The sequence below is a fragment of the Paraburkholderia atlantica genome, from assembly GCF_009362785.1.
Lineage (GTDB): Bacteria > Pseudomonadota > Gammaproteobacteria > Burkholderiales > Burkholderiaceae > Paraburkholderia > Paraburkholderia atlantica.
Window position 1 is genome coordinate 23819 of the sequence record NZ_WHNQ01000027.1, and the last position, 15466, is coordinate 39284.

Annotated in this window: 16 protein-coding genes; 11 read left to right on the forward strand and 5 right to left on the reverse strand. The window is 65.6% G+C overall.

Features of this window, described 5'->3' with window-relative positions; genetic code table 11:
- Position 1 precedes the first annotated feature (1 nt).
- The 6 genes from GCT19_RS29725 to GCT19_RS29750 all read left to right on the forward strand — a co-directional run bounded on the left by GCT19_RS29725 (position 2) and on the right by GCT19_RS29750 (position 6732).
- Positions 2-1393: a serine-rich family protein gene (locus tag GCT19_RS29725; protein ID WP_152853919.1), complete on the forward strand. Its 1392-nt coding sequence runs from the start codon at positions 2-4 to the stop codon at positions 1391-1393.
- Positions 1394-1499: 106 nt separating this feature from the next.
- Positions 1500-2213, forward strand: coding sequence for a C39 family peptidase (locus tag GCT19_RS29730; RefSeq protein ID WP_018433378.1), 714 nt, complete (start codon positions 1500-1502; stop codon positions 2211-2213).
- 7 nt (positions 2214-2220) lie between these two features.
- Entirely contained in the window at positions 2221-3030 is an 810-nt protein-coding gene (locus GCT19_RS29735) for a peptidase C39 (protein ID WP_152853920.1), read from the forward strand.
- Between the two features lie 94 nt (positions 3031-3124).
- On the forward strand, positions 3125-4576 hold the full coding sequence (locus GCT19_RS29740) for a hypothetical protein (protein ID WP_152853921.1): 1452 nt from the start codon (positions 3125-3127) through the stop codon (positions 4574-4576).
- Between the two features lie 24 nt (positions 4577-4600).
- A complete protein-coding gene (locus tag GCT19_RS29745; protein ID WP_176135465.1) occupies positions 4601-6160 on the forward strand; it encodes a sigma 54-interacting transcriptional regulator in 1560 nt (519 codons plus the stop codon).
- A 71-nt stretch (positions 6161-6231) separates the two neighbouring features.
- On the forward strand, positions 6232-6732 hold the full coding sequence (locus tag GCT19_RS29750) for a dihydrofolate reductase (protein ID WP_018433374.1): 501 nt from the start codon (positions 6232-6234) through the stop codon (positions 6730-6732).
- 97 nt (positions 6733-6829) lie between these two features.
- Here the strand turns inward: GCT19_RS29750 and pmbA are convergent, their stop codons facing one another.
- Positions 6830-8200, reverse strand: coding sequence for a metalloprotease PmbA (gene pmbA / locus GCT19_RS29755; RefSeq protein ID WP_152853922.1), 1371 nt, complete (start codon positions 8198-8200; stop codon positions 6830-6832).
- Between the two features lie 151 nt (positions 8201-8351).
- Between pmbA and yjgA the strand changes: the two genes are divergently transcribed.
- Positions 8352-8960 carry a ribosome biogenesis factor YjgA gene (gene yjgA / locus GCT19_RS29760; RefSeq protein WP_152853923.1) on the forward strand — a complete coding sequence of 203 codons (609 nt, stop codon included), beginning with the start codon at positions 8352-8354 and terminating at the stop codon, positions 8958-8960.
- The gene (mog, locus tag GCT19_RS29765) at positions 8941-9582 is read left to right on the forward strand and encodes a molybdopterin adenylyltransferase (RefSeq protein ID WP_152853924.1); all 642 of its coding nucleotides are present in this window, start codon (positions 8941-8943) and stop codon (positions 9580-9582) included. Before yjgA ends, mog begins: the two co-directional genes overlap by 20 nt.
- Before the next feature lie 38 nt (positions 9583-9620).
- Here the strand turns inward: mog and orn are convergent, their stop codons facing one another.
- Positions 9621-10232, reverse strand: a complete 612-nt coding sequence (orn, locus tag GCT19_RS29770) for an oligoribonuclease (protein WP_152853925.1) — start codon at positions 10230-10232, stop codon at positions 9621-9623.
- Between the two features lie 227 nt (positions 10233-10459).
- Between orn and GCT19_RS29775 the strand changes: the two genes are divergently transcribed.
- Genes GCT19_RS29775 through GCT19_RS29785 form a run of 3 tightly spaced genes read left to right on the forward strand, consistent with a single transcriptional unit; the run spans position 10460 to position 13027 of the window.
- Complete coding sequence (locus GCT19_RS29775) at positions 10460-11719, forward strand: M48 family metallopeptidase (RefSeq protein ID WP_018433370.1); 1260 nt, start codon at positions 10460-10462, stop codon at positions 11717-11719.
- Entirely contained in the window at positions 11716-12705 is a 990-nt protein-coding gene (gene rsgA, locus GCT19_RS29780; protein WP_018433369.1) for a ribosome small subunit-dependent GTPase A, read from the forward strand. The genes GCT19_RS29775 and rsgA overlap by 4 nt, the downstream gene beginning before the upstream one ends.
- A gap of 1 nt (position 12706) precedes the next feature.
- Complete coding sequence (locus GCT19_RS29785; RefSeq protein WP_018433368.1) at positions 12707-13027, forward strand: putative signal transducing protein; 321 nt, start codon at positions 12707-12709, stop codon at positions 13025-13027.
- 72 nt (positions 13028-13099) lie between these two features.
- Here the strand turns inward: GCT19_RS29785 and GCT19_RS29790 are convergent, their stop codons facing one another.
- The 3 genes from GCT19_RS29790 to rplS form a co-directional block, all read right to left on the reverse strand.
- Entirely contained in the window at positions 13100-14038 is a 939-nt protein-coding gene (locus GCT19_RS29790) for a CobD/CbiB family protein (RefSeq protein WP_018433367.1), read from the reverse strand.
- Between the two features lie 149 nt (positions 14039-14187).
- Complete coding sequence (locus tag GCT19_RS29795; RefSeq protein ID WP_152853926.1) at positions 14188-14946, reverse strand: NUDIX hydrolase; 759 nt, start codon at positions 14944-14946, stop codon at positions 14188-14190.
- Positions 14947-15033: 87 nt separating this feature from the next.
- On the reverse strand, positions 15034-15420 hold the full coding sequence (gene rplS / locus GCT19_RS29800) for a 50S ribosomal protein L19 (protein WP_013090115.1): 387 nt from the start codon (positions 15418-15420) through the stop codon (positions 15034-15036).
- Positions 15421-15466 lie beyond the last annotated feature (46 nt).

Genomic DNA, 15466 nt, shown 5'->3' on the forward strand with positions numbered 1-15466 from the left:
CATGAAGCGCACTCTTATTGCCACGGCCGTCCTCGTTGCCGCGTCCGGCAGCGTGCTTGCCGCGCCGCAGAAGGCCTACCTGTTCAATACGACGGTCGTCGGCGAGATGGTCGGCGTCGAGGGTATGGTCGGACTGTTTGGCTGCGTACATGTCTCCAGCACGGCTAACGCGGTGATCAACAACAACCAGATGGTCAACGTCAACGCGACGCTCGATCCGCAGGCGCAGACTTACACCAGCGGCAACGTGACCACGACCCTGAACAACAGCAGAACGTCGGTTAGAGGCGGCGGCTCGGCATTCGCGTTCACGACGCAAAACCATGCGTCGTCGAGTTCGAGCTCGCAGGGTTTCGAAGCCTCCGGCGGCTATGCGTACGGCAGTCAGAGCGCGAGCGTGACGAGCGGCGGCTATCGAACGAGCCAGCAGGCAGCCGGCATCGCGGGCAGCTTCTCGCACACGAGTCAAAACTCGGGCGGTCATGTCTCGGCGGGTGGCTCGATCGGCGGCAGCTACAGCTATCAGGACCACAACACGTTCTCGCACGGCAGCGGCTCGTTCAGCGCCCGCGGCGGCCTGCAGGCCGGTTATCGCGAATCGAGCTACTCGAACTCGTCGGGCGTCGCCGGCGCCTTCGAAGCGAGCGAAGCGTCGGGGCAAAGCCGCTCGTGGGGCTTCAAGGCGAGCGAAGGCTCCGGCTATGCGATGGTCGGCGAGCAATCGTCGAGCTACTCGCGCAGCCGCTCGTCATCGAGCGACTCGTATGGCGCCGCATGGGGTGTCGACGCGGGCATGACGACGACCGACGTGACGACGCGCGGCTCGATCACGCAGCACATCAACAACGAAGCGGCCGCCACGCTGAACGCGACCACCGGCACCAACGCGGCCAGCAACGTGTCGGGCAACCTCGGCATCAACATCGCGGAAGGCATCGACAACGCGCAGAGCAACGACGTGTCGCTCGCATCGGTCGACGTCGGCAACGTGTTCGGCAACGCGCAGGCCTTCAACGTGCAGTCCTCGGGCGGCAGCGCCACGATCCATAACTTCAATCTGAATGCGTCGGTCGGCAACGGGTCGCTGTCGGGCGTGACGGGCAACGTCGGCGTGAACATCGCCTCGGGTATCGGCAACGCGCAGGACAACGCGCTTGCCGGCGCGGTGACGACGACCTCGCCGGGCAAGGCGCTGACCACCGCGATGGATGCGACGGATGACAACTCGCAATCCGCCACGATGGTCGTTCACGGGCAATTCCAGGGCACCGCGAGTCTGGGTGCCGATACGTTGAAAGGCGCCTCCGGCAACATCGGCGTGAACATCGCCGGCGGCGCGGGCAACTTGCAGCACAACGGCCTTGCCATCGCGGCGCTGAACAGCGGCAAGTAAGCCGACGACGCGACCACCGCGGGCAAGCAGAAGAAGCACAAAGCAGTCGGAAGGGGCGCGCCGGCAGCCATAGAAGCTGCCGGCGCGGATCGGGCAGGAGACCAGCATGACCGGGTTCAACGGGTTCCCGGCGCTACCGTTCGCCGTAGCGCTGGCAGGCTGCGTGCTGTGCGCGGATCACGCCGCCGCACAGTCGAGCATCGACACGTCCACGTTCGCCGGCGTGCCATTGACGAAGACGGTCCGTTCGATGAAGGACCTGCGCTACAACCACATCGTCAATCAGCAGTTCGACTACAGCTGCGGCGCGGCGGCGCTCGCCACCCTCCTCAAGTACGGCTACGGCATCGATATTCCGGAAACCGAACTGATCCGCCGGATGATGGTTTTCTCGACGCCCGAAGTCGTCGTCAGGAACGGCTTCTCGATGCTCGACATGAAGCACTTCGTCGAGACCATCGGACTGCGCGGCCGCGGCTTTCGCGTCAACGTCGATGCGCTCCATCATCTTCAGATCCCCGTGATGGTCCTGATGAACATCGACGGCTACGAGCATTTCGTGATCGTCAAGCACGCGCAGGACGGCCGCGTGTTCATCGCGGACCCGGCGCTCGGCAATCGCATCGTGCTCGAAGAGGACTTCGCGAGGACCTGGAACGGTCTCGTGTTCGCGGTCCTCGGCAAACCCTTCAGGGAGGATTCCCCGCTGTTGCAGGACAACGAGTCGCTCGCGCTGAAGCTGCGCGCCGCCGCGCTGGCGGCCGGCACCGCCGCGACGCCCTTTTTCGAGTACGGCTTGAACAAGGCAGACATGTTCTGATCCCGTCATGAAGTCACACCTCACACAGCTCGGGTTCGTGCTTTGCGCCGTCAGCTGCGGCGCAAGCAGCGTTGCCCATGCTTCGGAGGGCGCCGCCTCGCCACCGGCTCCCGAACTTTCGATACGGTCCGAGCCGGGCGCCGAGCCGCTGCGAGTGCAGCTGGTCGGCGACGACGTGCTCGCGACCCAGACCGGCAAATACGCCGGCGCGACGATGATCTCCGGCTTCGTGCTGAACGTCATTTCGCAATGGCACTTGCCCAATGGCGCGAGCGCGCTCGCTCAAGGCTCGCTGAGCGCGGTGCAGAACGGCAGCGGCCAGCTCACGAGTTCCGTCAGCACGTTCGCGAACGTGAGCGGCGGCGCGCACGGCCATGCGGACGATTCGGGCGCCAACCCGAATGCCCGCGCGCGCGGCGGCCAGACCATCGGCGTCAACGGCGTGTCGCAGATCACCCAGGTCGCGGGCGATCGCAACAGCGGCACCAACTCCGCGCTGATCGACTTCAACAACAGCGCCCCGACGCTGACGGGCTCCGCCAACGCGCCGTCGGCATCGGCCAGCAATTCGACCGGCTCGGTGAAAGCCGGCATTTCGTTCGGCAGCAACGGCGTGAACGTCGCGCTGCAGACACCCGCTGGGCTCGCCACCCAGACCATCGCGCCGAGCAACGGGCAGATCGCCCAGTTGCTGCAGATCGCAGGCAACAACCAGCAAGTCGCCAACGCCCTGCAACTGCATCTGCAAACCCAGCAGATGTCGGCTTCGATGCTTCGTCAGTTAGGCGTACTGCAGGCGCTGCAAAACAGGAGATAACGGCGCGGGCCGCCACCCGCCAGTTGCACCACAAGCAGTAAAGAGACGGCCGCGCAGTCGGCACCGCGCGGCCGGACCACCGGGGGAGCAAAAAATGAAAAAAGTGTCATCGACCAGGGCGCCGCGCATGGCTCTCGCGGCCATTCCGGCCGCCGTCATGCTTGGGGCTCTTTCTCAGCCGGCGAGCGCGCAGGCGCTCGCCGGTCAATCCGTGGAGGACCGTCTGAACACGCTGATGCGCGTCGTCGACGAGCAGCAGCGGCAGATCCATTCGCTCGAACGCCAGGTCACCGAACTCGAGATGGCGCAACGCGGCCGTGGCGTGCCGGGCGCCGGCGCTCCCGCGGGCAGCGGCACGGTGGCCGAGCAGCCGGGCGCGGACGGCCTGCCGGTGCCGCTGCCGCCGCTCGCGCAGATCGCGCCTGGCGCGCCCGCGCCGGCGGGCACCACCGGCACTGCGACCGGCGTGCCGGTCAATCCGCCAACGCCGGACGGCAGCAACGCAGGCACCGCCAGCGCCGGCGGCCTGCCCGCCGCCACCGACGGCAGCGGCGCGGTCGGCCAGACCCAGCGCGCGAACGAACCGGTGCGCACGCAGGCCGAGCAGGCGGTCGTGCAGCGCGAGCATGCGCCGTTGTTCGACCACAAGCTGACGATGGACTTCGGCATCAGCGACACCTACTACGACCGTCGCCAGTTGCAGTTGTCGGGCTTCCTCGCGCTCGACGCGATTTTCCTCGGCAACATCAACCTCGGCCAGACCAAGTCGCACCAGGTGATGGCGGATCTCGACACGCGCTACGGCGTGTCCGACCGCATCAACGTCGACGTCGACGTGCCGTACGTGTACCGGCGCAGCACCTTCATCGTCGGCGGCGCGGGCGGCGCGGCGAGCACGCTGTCGGACGCGACGGTGTCGAGTCACGACATCGGCGACGTGAATTTCGGCATCTACTACCAGTTCGTCAGGGAAACCAATGCGCTGCCGGACGTGGTCGGCAGTCTGCGCGTGAAGGCGCCGACCGGCAGCTCGCCGTTCGGCGAAAAAGTCGTGCAGGTCGACGCCGACAATACCAACCTCGTCGCGCCGACCAGACTGCCGACCGGCACCGGTTTCTGGAACATCACCGCGGGTCTGTCGGTGCTGAAGACCTACGACCCGGTCGTGCTGTTCGGCAGCGTTTCCTACACCTACAACATCGCGCGTTCGTTCGCGGACATTTCGTCGGTGCAGGGACAAACCGAACCGGCGACGGTCAAGCTCGGCGATATCGTCCAATTTGGCGGCGGCGTCGCGCTCGCGTTCTCCGACAAGGATTCGGCCAGCGTGTCGTTCACGATGGCGCTCGAACCCGAGTCGAAGACCAAGGCGCCGGGCGGCAGCTACCAGAAAGTGCCGGGCAGCGAAACCACGGCCGCGGCGATGAATTTTGGCCTGAACCACGTCGTGAACAAGCACCTGACCATCAACGGCTCGGTATCGATCGGACTCACACCCGACGCGCCGAACTTCGTGGTCGGCGTGCGCTTTCCGTACACCTTCTGACGTGCCAACGATACGAGGTCGAACGTGCGTGAATCACCTCATCTGAGCAGTGTGGCTTCCGTCGCGGCAGCGGGATCGCATCTGTCGCTCGCGGTGCCGAAGCAGCGCCCCGCCGGGTCGTCCGCCGGGGCCGCGGCGGCGCCGGCCGTCGAGCCAGCGCCGGGCAACCAGACCGGCGCCCCGGCGAGCGCGGCGATGCGCGGCGTCGCGCGACACTTGCTGTACGTCGCGCGCACCCCCGACGAAACGCTGATCGCGCATCTGAAAAGCCGCGGCTGGCAGGTCGCGGCCGCGCGCTCGGCGCACGAACTCGGGCGGCTTTTGAAGCCGGACCTCGCGTGCGCGGGCATCGTCGATCTGGCGAGCTTCGCGCCGCGCGACATCGGCGGGCTCGAGGCGAGCCTGCGTCAGCAGCAGATCGGCTGGATCGCGCTCGCGAGCAACGAGCGGCTCAACGATCCGCTGGTGCGACGCCTCGTGCGCCACTACTGCTTCGACTTCGTGAAGCTGCCCGTCGCGCACGCGACGATCGACTATCTGGCCGGCCACGCGTTCGGCATGGTCACGCTGTGCGACCCGGAACTCCCGCCGCCCGCCAGCGAAGCAGGCGACGAGGAAATGGTCGGCACCTGCGAGGCGATGCAGCAGCTCTTTCGCACGATCCGCAAGGTCGCGAATACCGACGCGAGCGTGTTCATCGCGGGCGAATCGGGCACCGGCAAGGAGCTGACCGCGCTGGCGATCCATGAGCGCTCGCCGCGCCGCAAGGCGCCGTTCATGCCGATCAACTGCGGCGCGATTCCGCATCACCTTCTTCAATCCGAACTGTTCGGCTACGAGCGAGGCGCCTTTACCGGCGCGAATCAGCGCAAGATCGGCCGAGTCGAGGCGGCCGACGGCGGCACGCTATTTCTCGACGAGATCGGCGACCTGCCGCTCGAAAGCCAGGCGAGCCTTTTGCGCTTTCTGCAGGAAGGCAAGATCGAGCGGCTCGGCGGACGCGACTCGATTCCGGTCGACGTGCGCATCATCTCGGCGACCCACGTCGATCTCGATGGCGCGATGCGCGACGGCCAGTTCCGCGCCGACCTGTTTCATCGCCTGTGCGTGCTGCGCGTCGACGAGCCGCCGCTGCGCGCACGTGGGCGGGACATCGAGATTCTCGCGTACCACATCCTGCACAAGTTCAAGACCGACAATGCGCGCAAGATTCGCGGCTTCACGCCGTCGGCGATCGAGGCGCTCTACAACTACAACTGGCCCGGCAACGTGCGGGAGCTGATCAACCGCGTGCGCCGCGCGATCGTGATGGCCGAGAACAAGCTGATCTCAGCCGACGACCTCGACCTCGCGGGCTACACCGAGCAGCAGAGCATGACGCTCACGCAGGCGCGCGAGGCCGCCGAGAAGCGCGCGATCGAGGCCGCGCTGCTGCGCCACCGGCACCGCTTGAACGAGGCGGCGGCGGATCTGAACATTTCGCGCGTGACGCTGTATCGGCTGATGGGCGTGCACGGTTTGCGCGAACCGGGTGGCGCCAACGACAAGGAAGGGTTCGCCACCGACGGCCCGGCGCGGGGGTGAGCGGCGGGCGGGCCTCGGTGCGCATCGGCGCGTCGGGTAGAATCGCCCGGTTACCCACCTCTTTCCATTCGATGACGACGCTCACCCTGATCGTCGCTCGCGCCAGCAACGGCGTGATCGGCCGCGACAACCAGTTGCCCTGGCGACTGCCCGAAGACCTCAAGTTCTTCAAGCGTACGACGATGGGCGCGCCCATCATCATGGGCCGCAAGACACATGAATCGATCGGCCGGCCGCTGCCGGGTCGCCGCAACATCGTCGTCACGCGCGATGCCTCACGGCGCTTTCAGGGCTGCGACACCGCGACCAATCTCGACGAAGCGCTCGCGCTCGCCGCGCAGGACCAGGCGCCGCAGGCGTTTCTGATCGGCGGCGCGGAGTTGTACGACGAAGGGCTGCGCCACGCGGACAAGCTGATCGTCACCGAAATCGCTGCCGACTTCGTCGGCGACGCGACCTTCCCGGCGATCGACCCGAACGTGTGGGAAGAAATCGCGCGCGAAGCGCATCACTCGAATGCGCCGAACGACTTCGATTACGCATTCGTCACGTATCAACGCAAGGACGTCTGACGGCACGCGCCACGCATGCAATAAAAAACGCCACGCAACGTTGAGCTGCGTGGCGTTTTCGTTTGATCCGGGGCGGCGCTAGAACGCGCCACGCGGCTTACTGCCCCGCGATCGTCATCCGCTCGATCAGCACCGAGCCGGTCTGCTTGGTGCCGCGCGTGATCGTATCCGCACCGATCGCGACGATATGGCGGAACATCTCCTGCAGCGTGCTCGCGACCGTGATCTCCTCGACCGGATACTGGATCTTGCCGTTCTCGACCCAGAAGCCCGACGCGCCGCGCGAATAGTCGCCGGTCACGTAGTTGACGCCCTGCCCCATCAGCTCGGTCAGCAGCAGACCCGTGCCGAGCTTCTTCAGCATCGCCTCGAAGTCGTCCTCGGGACGCGTGTTCGAGCTGAGCAGCGACAGGTTGTGCGAGCCGCCCGCGTTGCCGGTGGTCTTCATGCCGAGCTTGCGCGCCGAGTAGGTGGACAGGAAGTAGCCTTCGACGACACCGTCCTTCACGACCGAGCGCTGGCGCGTGCGCACGCCTTCCTCGTCGAACGGCGCGCTGCCCATCGCGCGCGCGACGTGCGGATCTTCGACCACCTGCACGTGCGGCGCGAACACCGGCTTACCGAGACTGTCGACCAGAAACGAGGTCTTGCGATACAGCGCGCCGCCACTCGTCGCCTGCACGAACGCGCCGAGCAGTCCTGCCGCGAGCGGCGCTTCGAACAGCACCGGGACCTTGCGCGTATCGAGCCCGCGTGCGCCGATGCGCGCCAGCGCACGCTGCGCCGCGTAACGGCCGACGGCTTCCGGATCGGCGAGTTCTTCGGCGCTGCGCGTCGACGTGTACCAGTCGTCGCGCTGCATGTTGCGGCCGCTGCCGGCGATCGGCGCGCACGCGATGTAGTGGCGCGAATACGGATAGCCGGCGAGGAAGCCGCGCGAGGTCGCCAGCACGAACTGCGAGTGCTGCGCCGACACGCTCGCGCCTTCGGAGTTCTTGATCTGCGGATCGGTCGCGAACGCGGCGTCTTCGGCGCGGCGCGCGATTTCGACCGCTTCGTCTGCCGACAGATTCCACGGGTGATACAGATCGAGGTCGCGCGGCGCAGTTTCGAGCAGCTCGGCTTCGGCGAGGCCCGCGCAATCGTCTTCGGCGGTGAAGCGCGCGATGTTGTAGGCGGCCGCGACCGTGTCCTTCAAGGCCTGCGGCGAGAAGTCCGAGGTGCTCGCGTTGCCGCGCTTGTTGCCGATGAACACCGTCACGCCGACCATCTTGTCGCGGTTGTGCTCGATCGTCTCGACTTCGCCGCGCCGCACGGAGACGGACAGGCCGTCGCCCTCGGAGATTTCGGTTGCGGCGTCGGTGCCGCCGAGCGCCTTCGCGTGACGGAGGATGTCCGAGGCGATTTCCTTCAGCTCATCCTGGGTATGCGGAAAAAAGCGCTGCTTGACGTCCATGTCTGCTGCCATTGTGGTTGCCGTCCTGTTGGGGCCGCGCGGCCCTTTGTATGCGCACCGTGTTCGGCGCGAGGCGCGCGGGTGCGGGATAAATGCATCCCGCGATCATAGCAAGGTACGCGCCGCCGCGGGTCGGGCCGGCGCGGCAAGTTACAATACCGGCATGACACGCAAAACCCGCATTCAACCGATCGAATCCGTCGTCACGGAAGTCGACGAAAACGGCTACGATCGTCCGAGCAAGTCCCAGGTCAAACGCGAAATGCAGGCGTTGCAGGATCTGGGCGCGGCGCTCGTCGCGCTGCCGAAAGACGCGCTCAAGCGCATGCCGATGCCCGAAAAGCTCGACGAAGCCGTGCGCGAAGCGCGCCGCATCACTGATCACGAGGGCAAGCGCCGCCAGATCCAGTACGTCGGCCGCGTGATGCGCTCGCTGCTCGACACCGAAACCGCCGCACTGCGCACCGCGCTCGACACCTACAACGGCGTCAACAAGACGGAAACGGCCAAGCTCCACTGGATCGAGCGCACCCGCGAAAAGCTGCTCGCCGACGACGCCGCACTGACCGAGTTCATCCGCCAGCACCCAGCCGCCGACCCTCAGCAGGGCCGCACGCTGATCCGCAACGCGCGCAAGGAGGCGCAGCAGAGCAAGCCGCCGCGCTACTTCCGCGAGCTGTTCCAGTGGATCAAGAACGCGGCCGGCGCAGGCGACGAAGCCGAAGACGCTGACCTCGCCCCGGAACACGACGATGACGACCGCGACGCCTGATCAACGCAAGCAACGCAACCACCCCGATGAAATCGTGATCGGCCTCGTGTCGATCAGCGACCGCGCGTCGACGGGCGTGTACGAGGACAAAGGCATTCCGGCCCTGCAGGAGTGGCTCGGCGCGGCCTTGAGCTCGCCGTGGCAAGTCGTCACGCGGCTGATCGCCGACGACGCGCCGACCATCTCGGCGACGCTGATCGAGCTGGTCGACGAAGTGGGCTGCGATCTGGTGCTGACGACCGGCGGCACCGGCCCGTCGCGCCGCGACGTGACGCCCGAGGCGACGATAGCGGTCGCGACGAAGGAGATGCCGGGCTTCGGAGAGCAGATGCGCCAGATCAGCCTGAATTTCGTGCCGACTGCGATCCTGTCGCGCCAGGTCGCGGTGATCCGGGAAACTGATCAACACGCCGCGCTGATCATCAACCTGCCCGGCCAGCCGAAATCTATCCGGGAAACGCTGGAAGGCCTGCACGATGACGGCGCGGTCAAGGTGCCGGGAATTTTCGCGGCGGTGCCCTACTGCATCGACCTGATTGGCGGGCCTTACGTGGAAACCAACGCCGATGTCGTGAAGGCATTCCGGCCGAAGAGCGCGCAACGCGCGCCGCGGCAGGACTGAGGTTCGATGATTAGGGCCTGCAGGTGCAGGCCCGCGCTTTATTTAGCGCTCGCGGCGGCGTCGGGCGCCGATGGCACGAGGAAATGCTCGCGGTAGTACTTCAGTTCGTCGATCGACTCGTGAATATCGGCCAGCGCGGTGTGCATCGCGCGCTTCTGAAAGCCCTTGTAAATCACCGGCTGCCAGCGCCGGCACAGCTCCTTCAGCGTGCTCACGTCGAGGTTGCGGTAGTGGAAGAAGCTCTCCAGATCCGGCATCCAGCGCGCCATGAAGCGGCGGTCCTGGCAGATCGAGTTGCCGCACATCGGCGACTTGCCCGGCGGCACGTACTGGCCGAGGAACTCGCGAATCTGCGCGGTCGCGTCCGCCTCGCTGACCGTCGACGCCTTCACGCGATCGATCAGCCCGGAGCGGCCATGCGTGTTCTGGTTCCACTCGTCCATCTTCGCGAGCGTCTCGTCGCTCTGATGAATCGCGAGCACCGGACCTTCGACCATCCTGTCGAGCGTCGAATTCGTCACCACCACCGCGATCTCGATGATGCGATCGGTGTCGGGCTCGAGCCCGGTCATTTCCATGTCCAGCCAGACGAGATTCATGTCGCTGCGCACGAGCGGCGGCTGTTCGGTGGATGCGAGGATGTCAGTCATGAAGGCAACCCTGAGGGCCGCGCCGCGGGCTTCGCTGGAAACCCGCGCGGCGCGGCATGTGTTCGTTTGAAATGGAATCGCGCGGTTCGAGCCGGGCCGGCCGCGCTGAAGCGCCGACGTGAACTGCTGCCCGGGGCTAATGCGTTAAACCGTCGCGTTAAACCGTATCTCCGCCCTGAGGCGGGAAGAAACATATAATTCTCGCATAGATACCACGGAATCCTCGGATGCCTACCCTGTACTTCACCGCCCTGTTCATCGTCGCCGTCGTCGCGATGGTCGGCACCAAACTCTGGCTCGCGTCGCGGCAGATCCGCTTCGTCGTCGCGCATCGCGAACAGGTGCCCAGCCAGTTCGCGAACACCATCGCGCTCACCGCGCATCAGCGCGCGGCCGACTACACGGTCGAGCGCACGCGGCTCGCGATGGTCGAGATCGTCGTCGGCGCGGCCGTGCTGATCTGGCTCACGCTGCTGGGCGGCGTGCAGATGCTCGATCTGGCGATCTCCGACTGGCTCGGCCGCGGCTATGCCGGTCAGATCGCGCTGGTTGCCGCTGTGATCGCGATCACGAGCGCGATCGATCTGCCGTTCGACTACTACCGGCAGTTCGTCGTCGAGCAGCGCTTCGGCTTCAACCGCATGAGCAAAAGCCTGTTCTTCCTGGACCGCCTGAAGGGCGCGCTGCTCGGCATCGCGTTCGGCCTGCCGCTGCTGTTCGTCGTGCTGTGGCTGATGAACCGCGCGGGCAATCTGTGGTGGCTGTGGGCATGGGTCGTGTGGGTAGCGTTCCAGATGTTCGCCCTGCTGATTTTCCCGACCTTCATCGCGCCGCTCTTCAACAAGTTCGAGCCGCTGAAGGACGAAGCGCTCGTGACCCGCATCGAGGCGCTGATGAAGCGCTGCGGCTTCGCCGCGAAGGGTCTGTTCGTGATGGACGGCAGCCGCCGTTCGGCCCACGGCAACGCGTACTTCACCGGCTTCGGCGCGAGCAAGCGCATCGTGTTCTTCGACACACTGCTCGCGCGCCTGTCGGGCCGTGAGATCGAAGCGGTGCTTGCACACGAGCTCGGCCACTTCAAGCGCCGTCACGTGATGAAGCGCATGCTCGTCACGTTCGCGATCAGCCTCGCAATGCTCGCGCTGCTCGGCTGGCTGACGCAATGCGTGTGGTTCTACGAAGGGCTCGGCGTGCGGCCGTCGCTCATTGGCGGCAACAGCGGACTCGCGCTCGTGCTGTTCTTCCTCGCGCTGCCGGTGTTCATGTTCTTCGTCACGCCGCTCGGCAGCCTCAGCTCGCGCAAGCACGAGTTCGAAGCCGACGCGTTCGCCGCGACGCAAACCAACGCGCACGATCTGATCAACGCGCTCGTCAAGCTGTACGAGGACAACGCGTCGACATTGACGCCCGACCCGCTCTACACCGCGTTCTACTACTCGCATCCGCCGGCGTCGCAGCGGATCGACCGACTGCTGCAGCACGCATGAGCGGCCGCGCTCCGAAGAAAGCGGCGCGCGGCGCCGGGTCCGGCATGCACGGCGCGCGCACGGGCGGGCTCGTCGTGGCCGCGCACGGGCGCCACTATCTGGTCGCTCCTGAAGACGGCGGCGCGCTGCTGCAATGTTTCCCACGCGGCAAGCGCAGCGAGGTCGCGGTCGGCGATCGGGTGATCTACGAGCCGACTTCCGCGGATCAAGGCGTGATCGTCGAAATTGGCGAGCGGCGCAACCTGCTGTATCGCTCGGATCAGTACAAATCGAAGCTGTTCGCCGCGAACCTCGACCAGCTGCTGATCGTGCTCGCAACCGAGCCGCATTTCAGCGAGGATCTGCTCGGCCGCGCGCTCGTCGCAGCCGAGGCGAACGAACTGAAGCCGCTGATCGTGCTGAACAAGATCGATGTCACCGCTGCTCTGGACGGCGCGCGCAAGCGGCTCGAGCCATATCGCGCGCTCGGCTATCCGGTGCTCGAAGTGTCGATCCGCATGCAGCCCGAGGCCGCCCGCGCCACGCTGACCGAACATCTGCACGGTCACGCGACGCTGCTGCTCGGCCAGTCCGGCATGGGCAAGTCGACGCTCGTGAACCTGCTGATTCCCGATGCTGAAGTGGCGACGCGCGAGATCTCGACCGCGTTGAACAGCGGGCGCCATACGACGACGTTCACGCGTCTTTATCCGCTGCCTCATTCGTCGGATACGGCCGGCGTGAATGCCGTCAACGGCGCGGCCGGCGCGCTGATCGACTCGCCGGGCTTCCAGGAATTCGGCCTGCACCATCTGACCGAAGGCCGGCTCGAACGCGCGTTCCCCGAGTTCCGGCCGCTGCTGCCGAACTGCCGTTTCTATAACTGCCATCATCTGCACGAGCCTGGCTGCGCGATCCTCGAAGCGGTCGCCGACGGCCGCATCCGCCGCGAACGGCATGCGCTTTATGCGCAACTCGTGCACGAGGCGAGCCAGATCGTCCGCTGACATGAAACTGATGCGCGCGCCGAACCTGATCATCGGACAGCATTGGGTCAACGTGCTGGAGGCCGCGGGCATCGCGTGCGAGTTGCATAACCGCTATCTGAACGGCGCGCTCGGCGAGATTCCGGCCGATCAGTGCGCGCCGGAGCTTTGGCTCGTTGATGAACGCGATGAGGCGGTCGCGCGGCAGCTGATCGAAGCGGCGTCGCGAGGACCCGCGCCCGGCGCGCCTCTATGGCAATGTCGGCAGTGCGGCGAGATGCTCGAGGCGCAGTTCACCGTGTGCTGGCAATGCGGGACTGTGCGCGATCCGTTGCAGGGGTGAAACGGAGTCGGGAATGGAAAAAGCCGGGCAACGCCCGGCTTTTTCTTGTGCTGCGCGCGTGGCGTGGCTGCTTCAGGCGAGCCACACCGCGATGGTCAACATCAACAGCAGGATCATCCACAGCACGACCGCGCGCCAAACCAGGCCCACCGCCGATTGCAGCGTGCGCGGCGTGCAGTCGTCACCGACCTGCATCGGACCGCCGTCGCCGGTGGCAAGCGCGTCGAGGCTCGACGGCTCCGCGAGCGGCCCGGCCAGGCGTGCGCCGAGCGCCCCGCTCCCCGCGGCGAGCAATACGCCGTCGTTCGTATCGGGCCACTGCCGCGCATGATTGCGCCACGCGTAAATCGCATCCTCGAAATTGCCGACGATGGCAAAGCCTAGCGACGTCAGCCGCGCCGGCACCCAGTCGATCACGAAGAACGCGCGCTGCGCGAAGCTCGAAAACGCGGCGGTGCGGTCGTCGGCCGGCCGCGCCCATGCGCGCGCCAGATATTCCGCACAACGGTACAGCACCGCGCCGGCGGGACCGACCGGAATCAGGAACCAGAAGAACACGCCGAACACGTGGCGATGCGACGCGACCACCGCGTGAATCAACGTGTGACGCACGATCTCGCTGACCGGCATGTCGACTGTCTCGAGCCCGGTCCATTCATTGAGAATTTCGCGCGCGCGCGGCACGTCGTCGTTGTTCAACGCGAGATGGATGTCGGTGAAGTAGTGGCTGAACTGCCGGAAGCCGAGCGTGAAGTACAGGACCACGACGTTCCACAGGAACGCGAGCATGAAGTGAATGTGGTACAGCACGTAGTAGACCAGCGCGACCGCGAGCGTCCAGGGCACCACTACTACGAGCCACGCGAGCAGACCATGACGTTGCTTGCCAGCATCGAATCCGTGCGCCGCCGACTCCGCATGGTATTGAAGCAACGCGGACACCGGGTTGTTCGGCGATAGCGCGCGTACCTGTTCAATGATCAGAGCCAGCAATACGGAGAAAAAAGTCATGCGATGCGCCGTGCTTTTTAAGTTTTTACGATTGTTTTATAACGATAGCACAGGGTCGGATGAGTCTGAACGCGGACGCTGACAAAGCGCCGACAAGTGCGTCGTTCGCGCAACTCGCATCGTCGGCGCGGCGACGCGAGTCATGTAACTCACGCGGCGAGGAACCGATACAGGTTGCGCAGCATCGCGGCCGTCGCGCCCCAAATGAAATGTTGGCCGCTCTGTACGGCTGCTGGCGTGACCGTCTGCGTGTCTGGTTCGCCGCGCTGCTCGGCGGCTTCCGGAGCCACCGTCAATTCGCCACGCGGATACGGCATCGCGAAAAAGCGGCGCTCTCCGCCCTCGTAGCGGAACAGGCGCTCTTCGTGGTTGGACGGGTCCATCAGGAACGCGAGCGGCACTTCGAAAACCTCGGCCACTTCGAGCGGATCGATCTCCAGCGAGAACGGTGGGTGCACGAGAGCGATGATCGGCGACACGCGAAAGCCGGTGCCAGTCAGATAGTCGGGCAACGCGCCGAGAACTTCGACGCGCGACGCGTCGAGGCCAACCTCTTCGCGCGCTTCGCGCAGCGCCGTGGCGGTCGCATCGGCGTCGAACGGTTCCTGGCGGCCGCCGGGAAAACTCACCTGGCCGGCGTGATCGCTCAGATGGTCCGCGCGCTGCGTGAGCAACACGGTAAGGCCTCGCGCGCGCACGACGAGCGGCACCAGCACCGCAGCCACGCGTGGATCGAGGTCCGCGTTGCGCCACGGCGCATCGGCAATTTTCTCGGGGGTCCAGGCAAGTTGCCGATCGAAGCGCGCCCGCAGTGCATCGGGCGTGAGATGCTCGCCCGTGACCGGTGGCAGATCGGCGCCCGTCGCGATGACAGGCAGAGTTTCGGGCTCAAAGACGGGGCGGATCAACGGGTCTCTCTGATGAGCGGGGACATGCCGCTATTTTGACCTGGCCAACAAAAAAGCACCCGCGAGGGGTGCTTTTTCTTACAGCATTTACGCTTGGGAAGCAGCGCGGTCCTTCGAGACCAGCTTTTCCTTGATTCGAGCCGACTTGCCCGAACGCTCGCGCAGATAGTACAGCTTCGCACGACGCACATCGCCGCGACGCTTGACGACGATGCTTGCCAGCAGCGGCGAATACGTCTGGAACGTACGCTCGACGCCTTCGCCCGACGAAATCTTGCGGACGATGAACGACGAATTCAGACCACGGTTACGCTTGGCGATCACGACGCCTTCGTAAGCCTGCACACGCTTACGCGTGCCTTCAACCACGTTCACGCTGACGATGACCGTGTCGCCCGGACCAAAATCCGGAATGGTCTTTTCGCCGAGAACGCGCGCGATTTCTTCCTGCTCGAGTTTTGCAATCAGATTCATCACTGACTCCTAGATCCATCTTGTCGGCGTTCGTACCTGCCCGCGC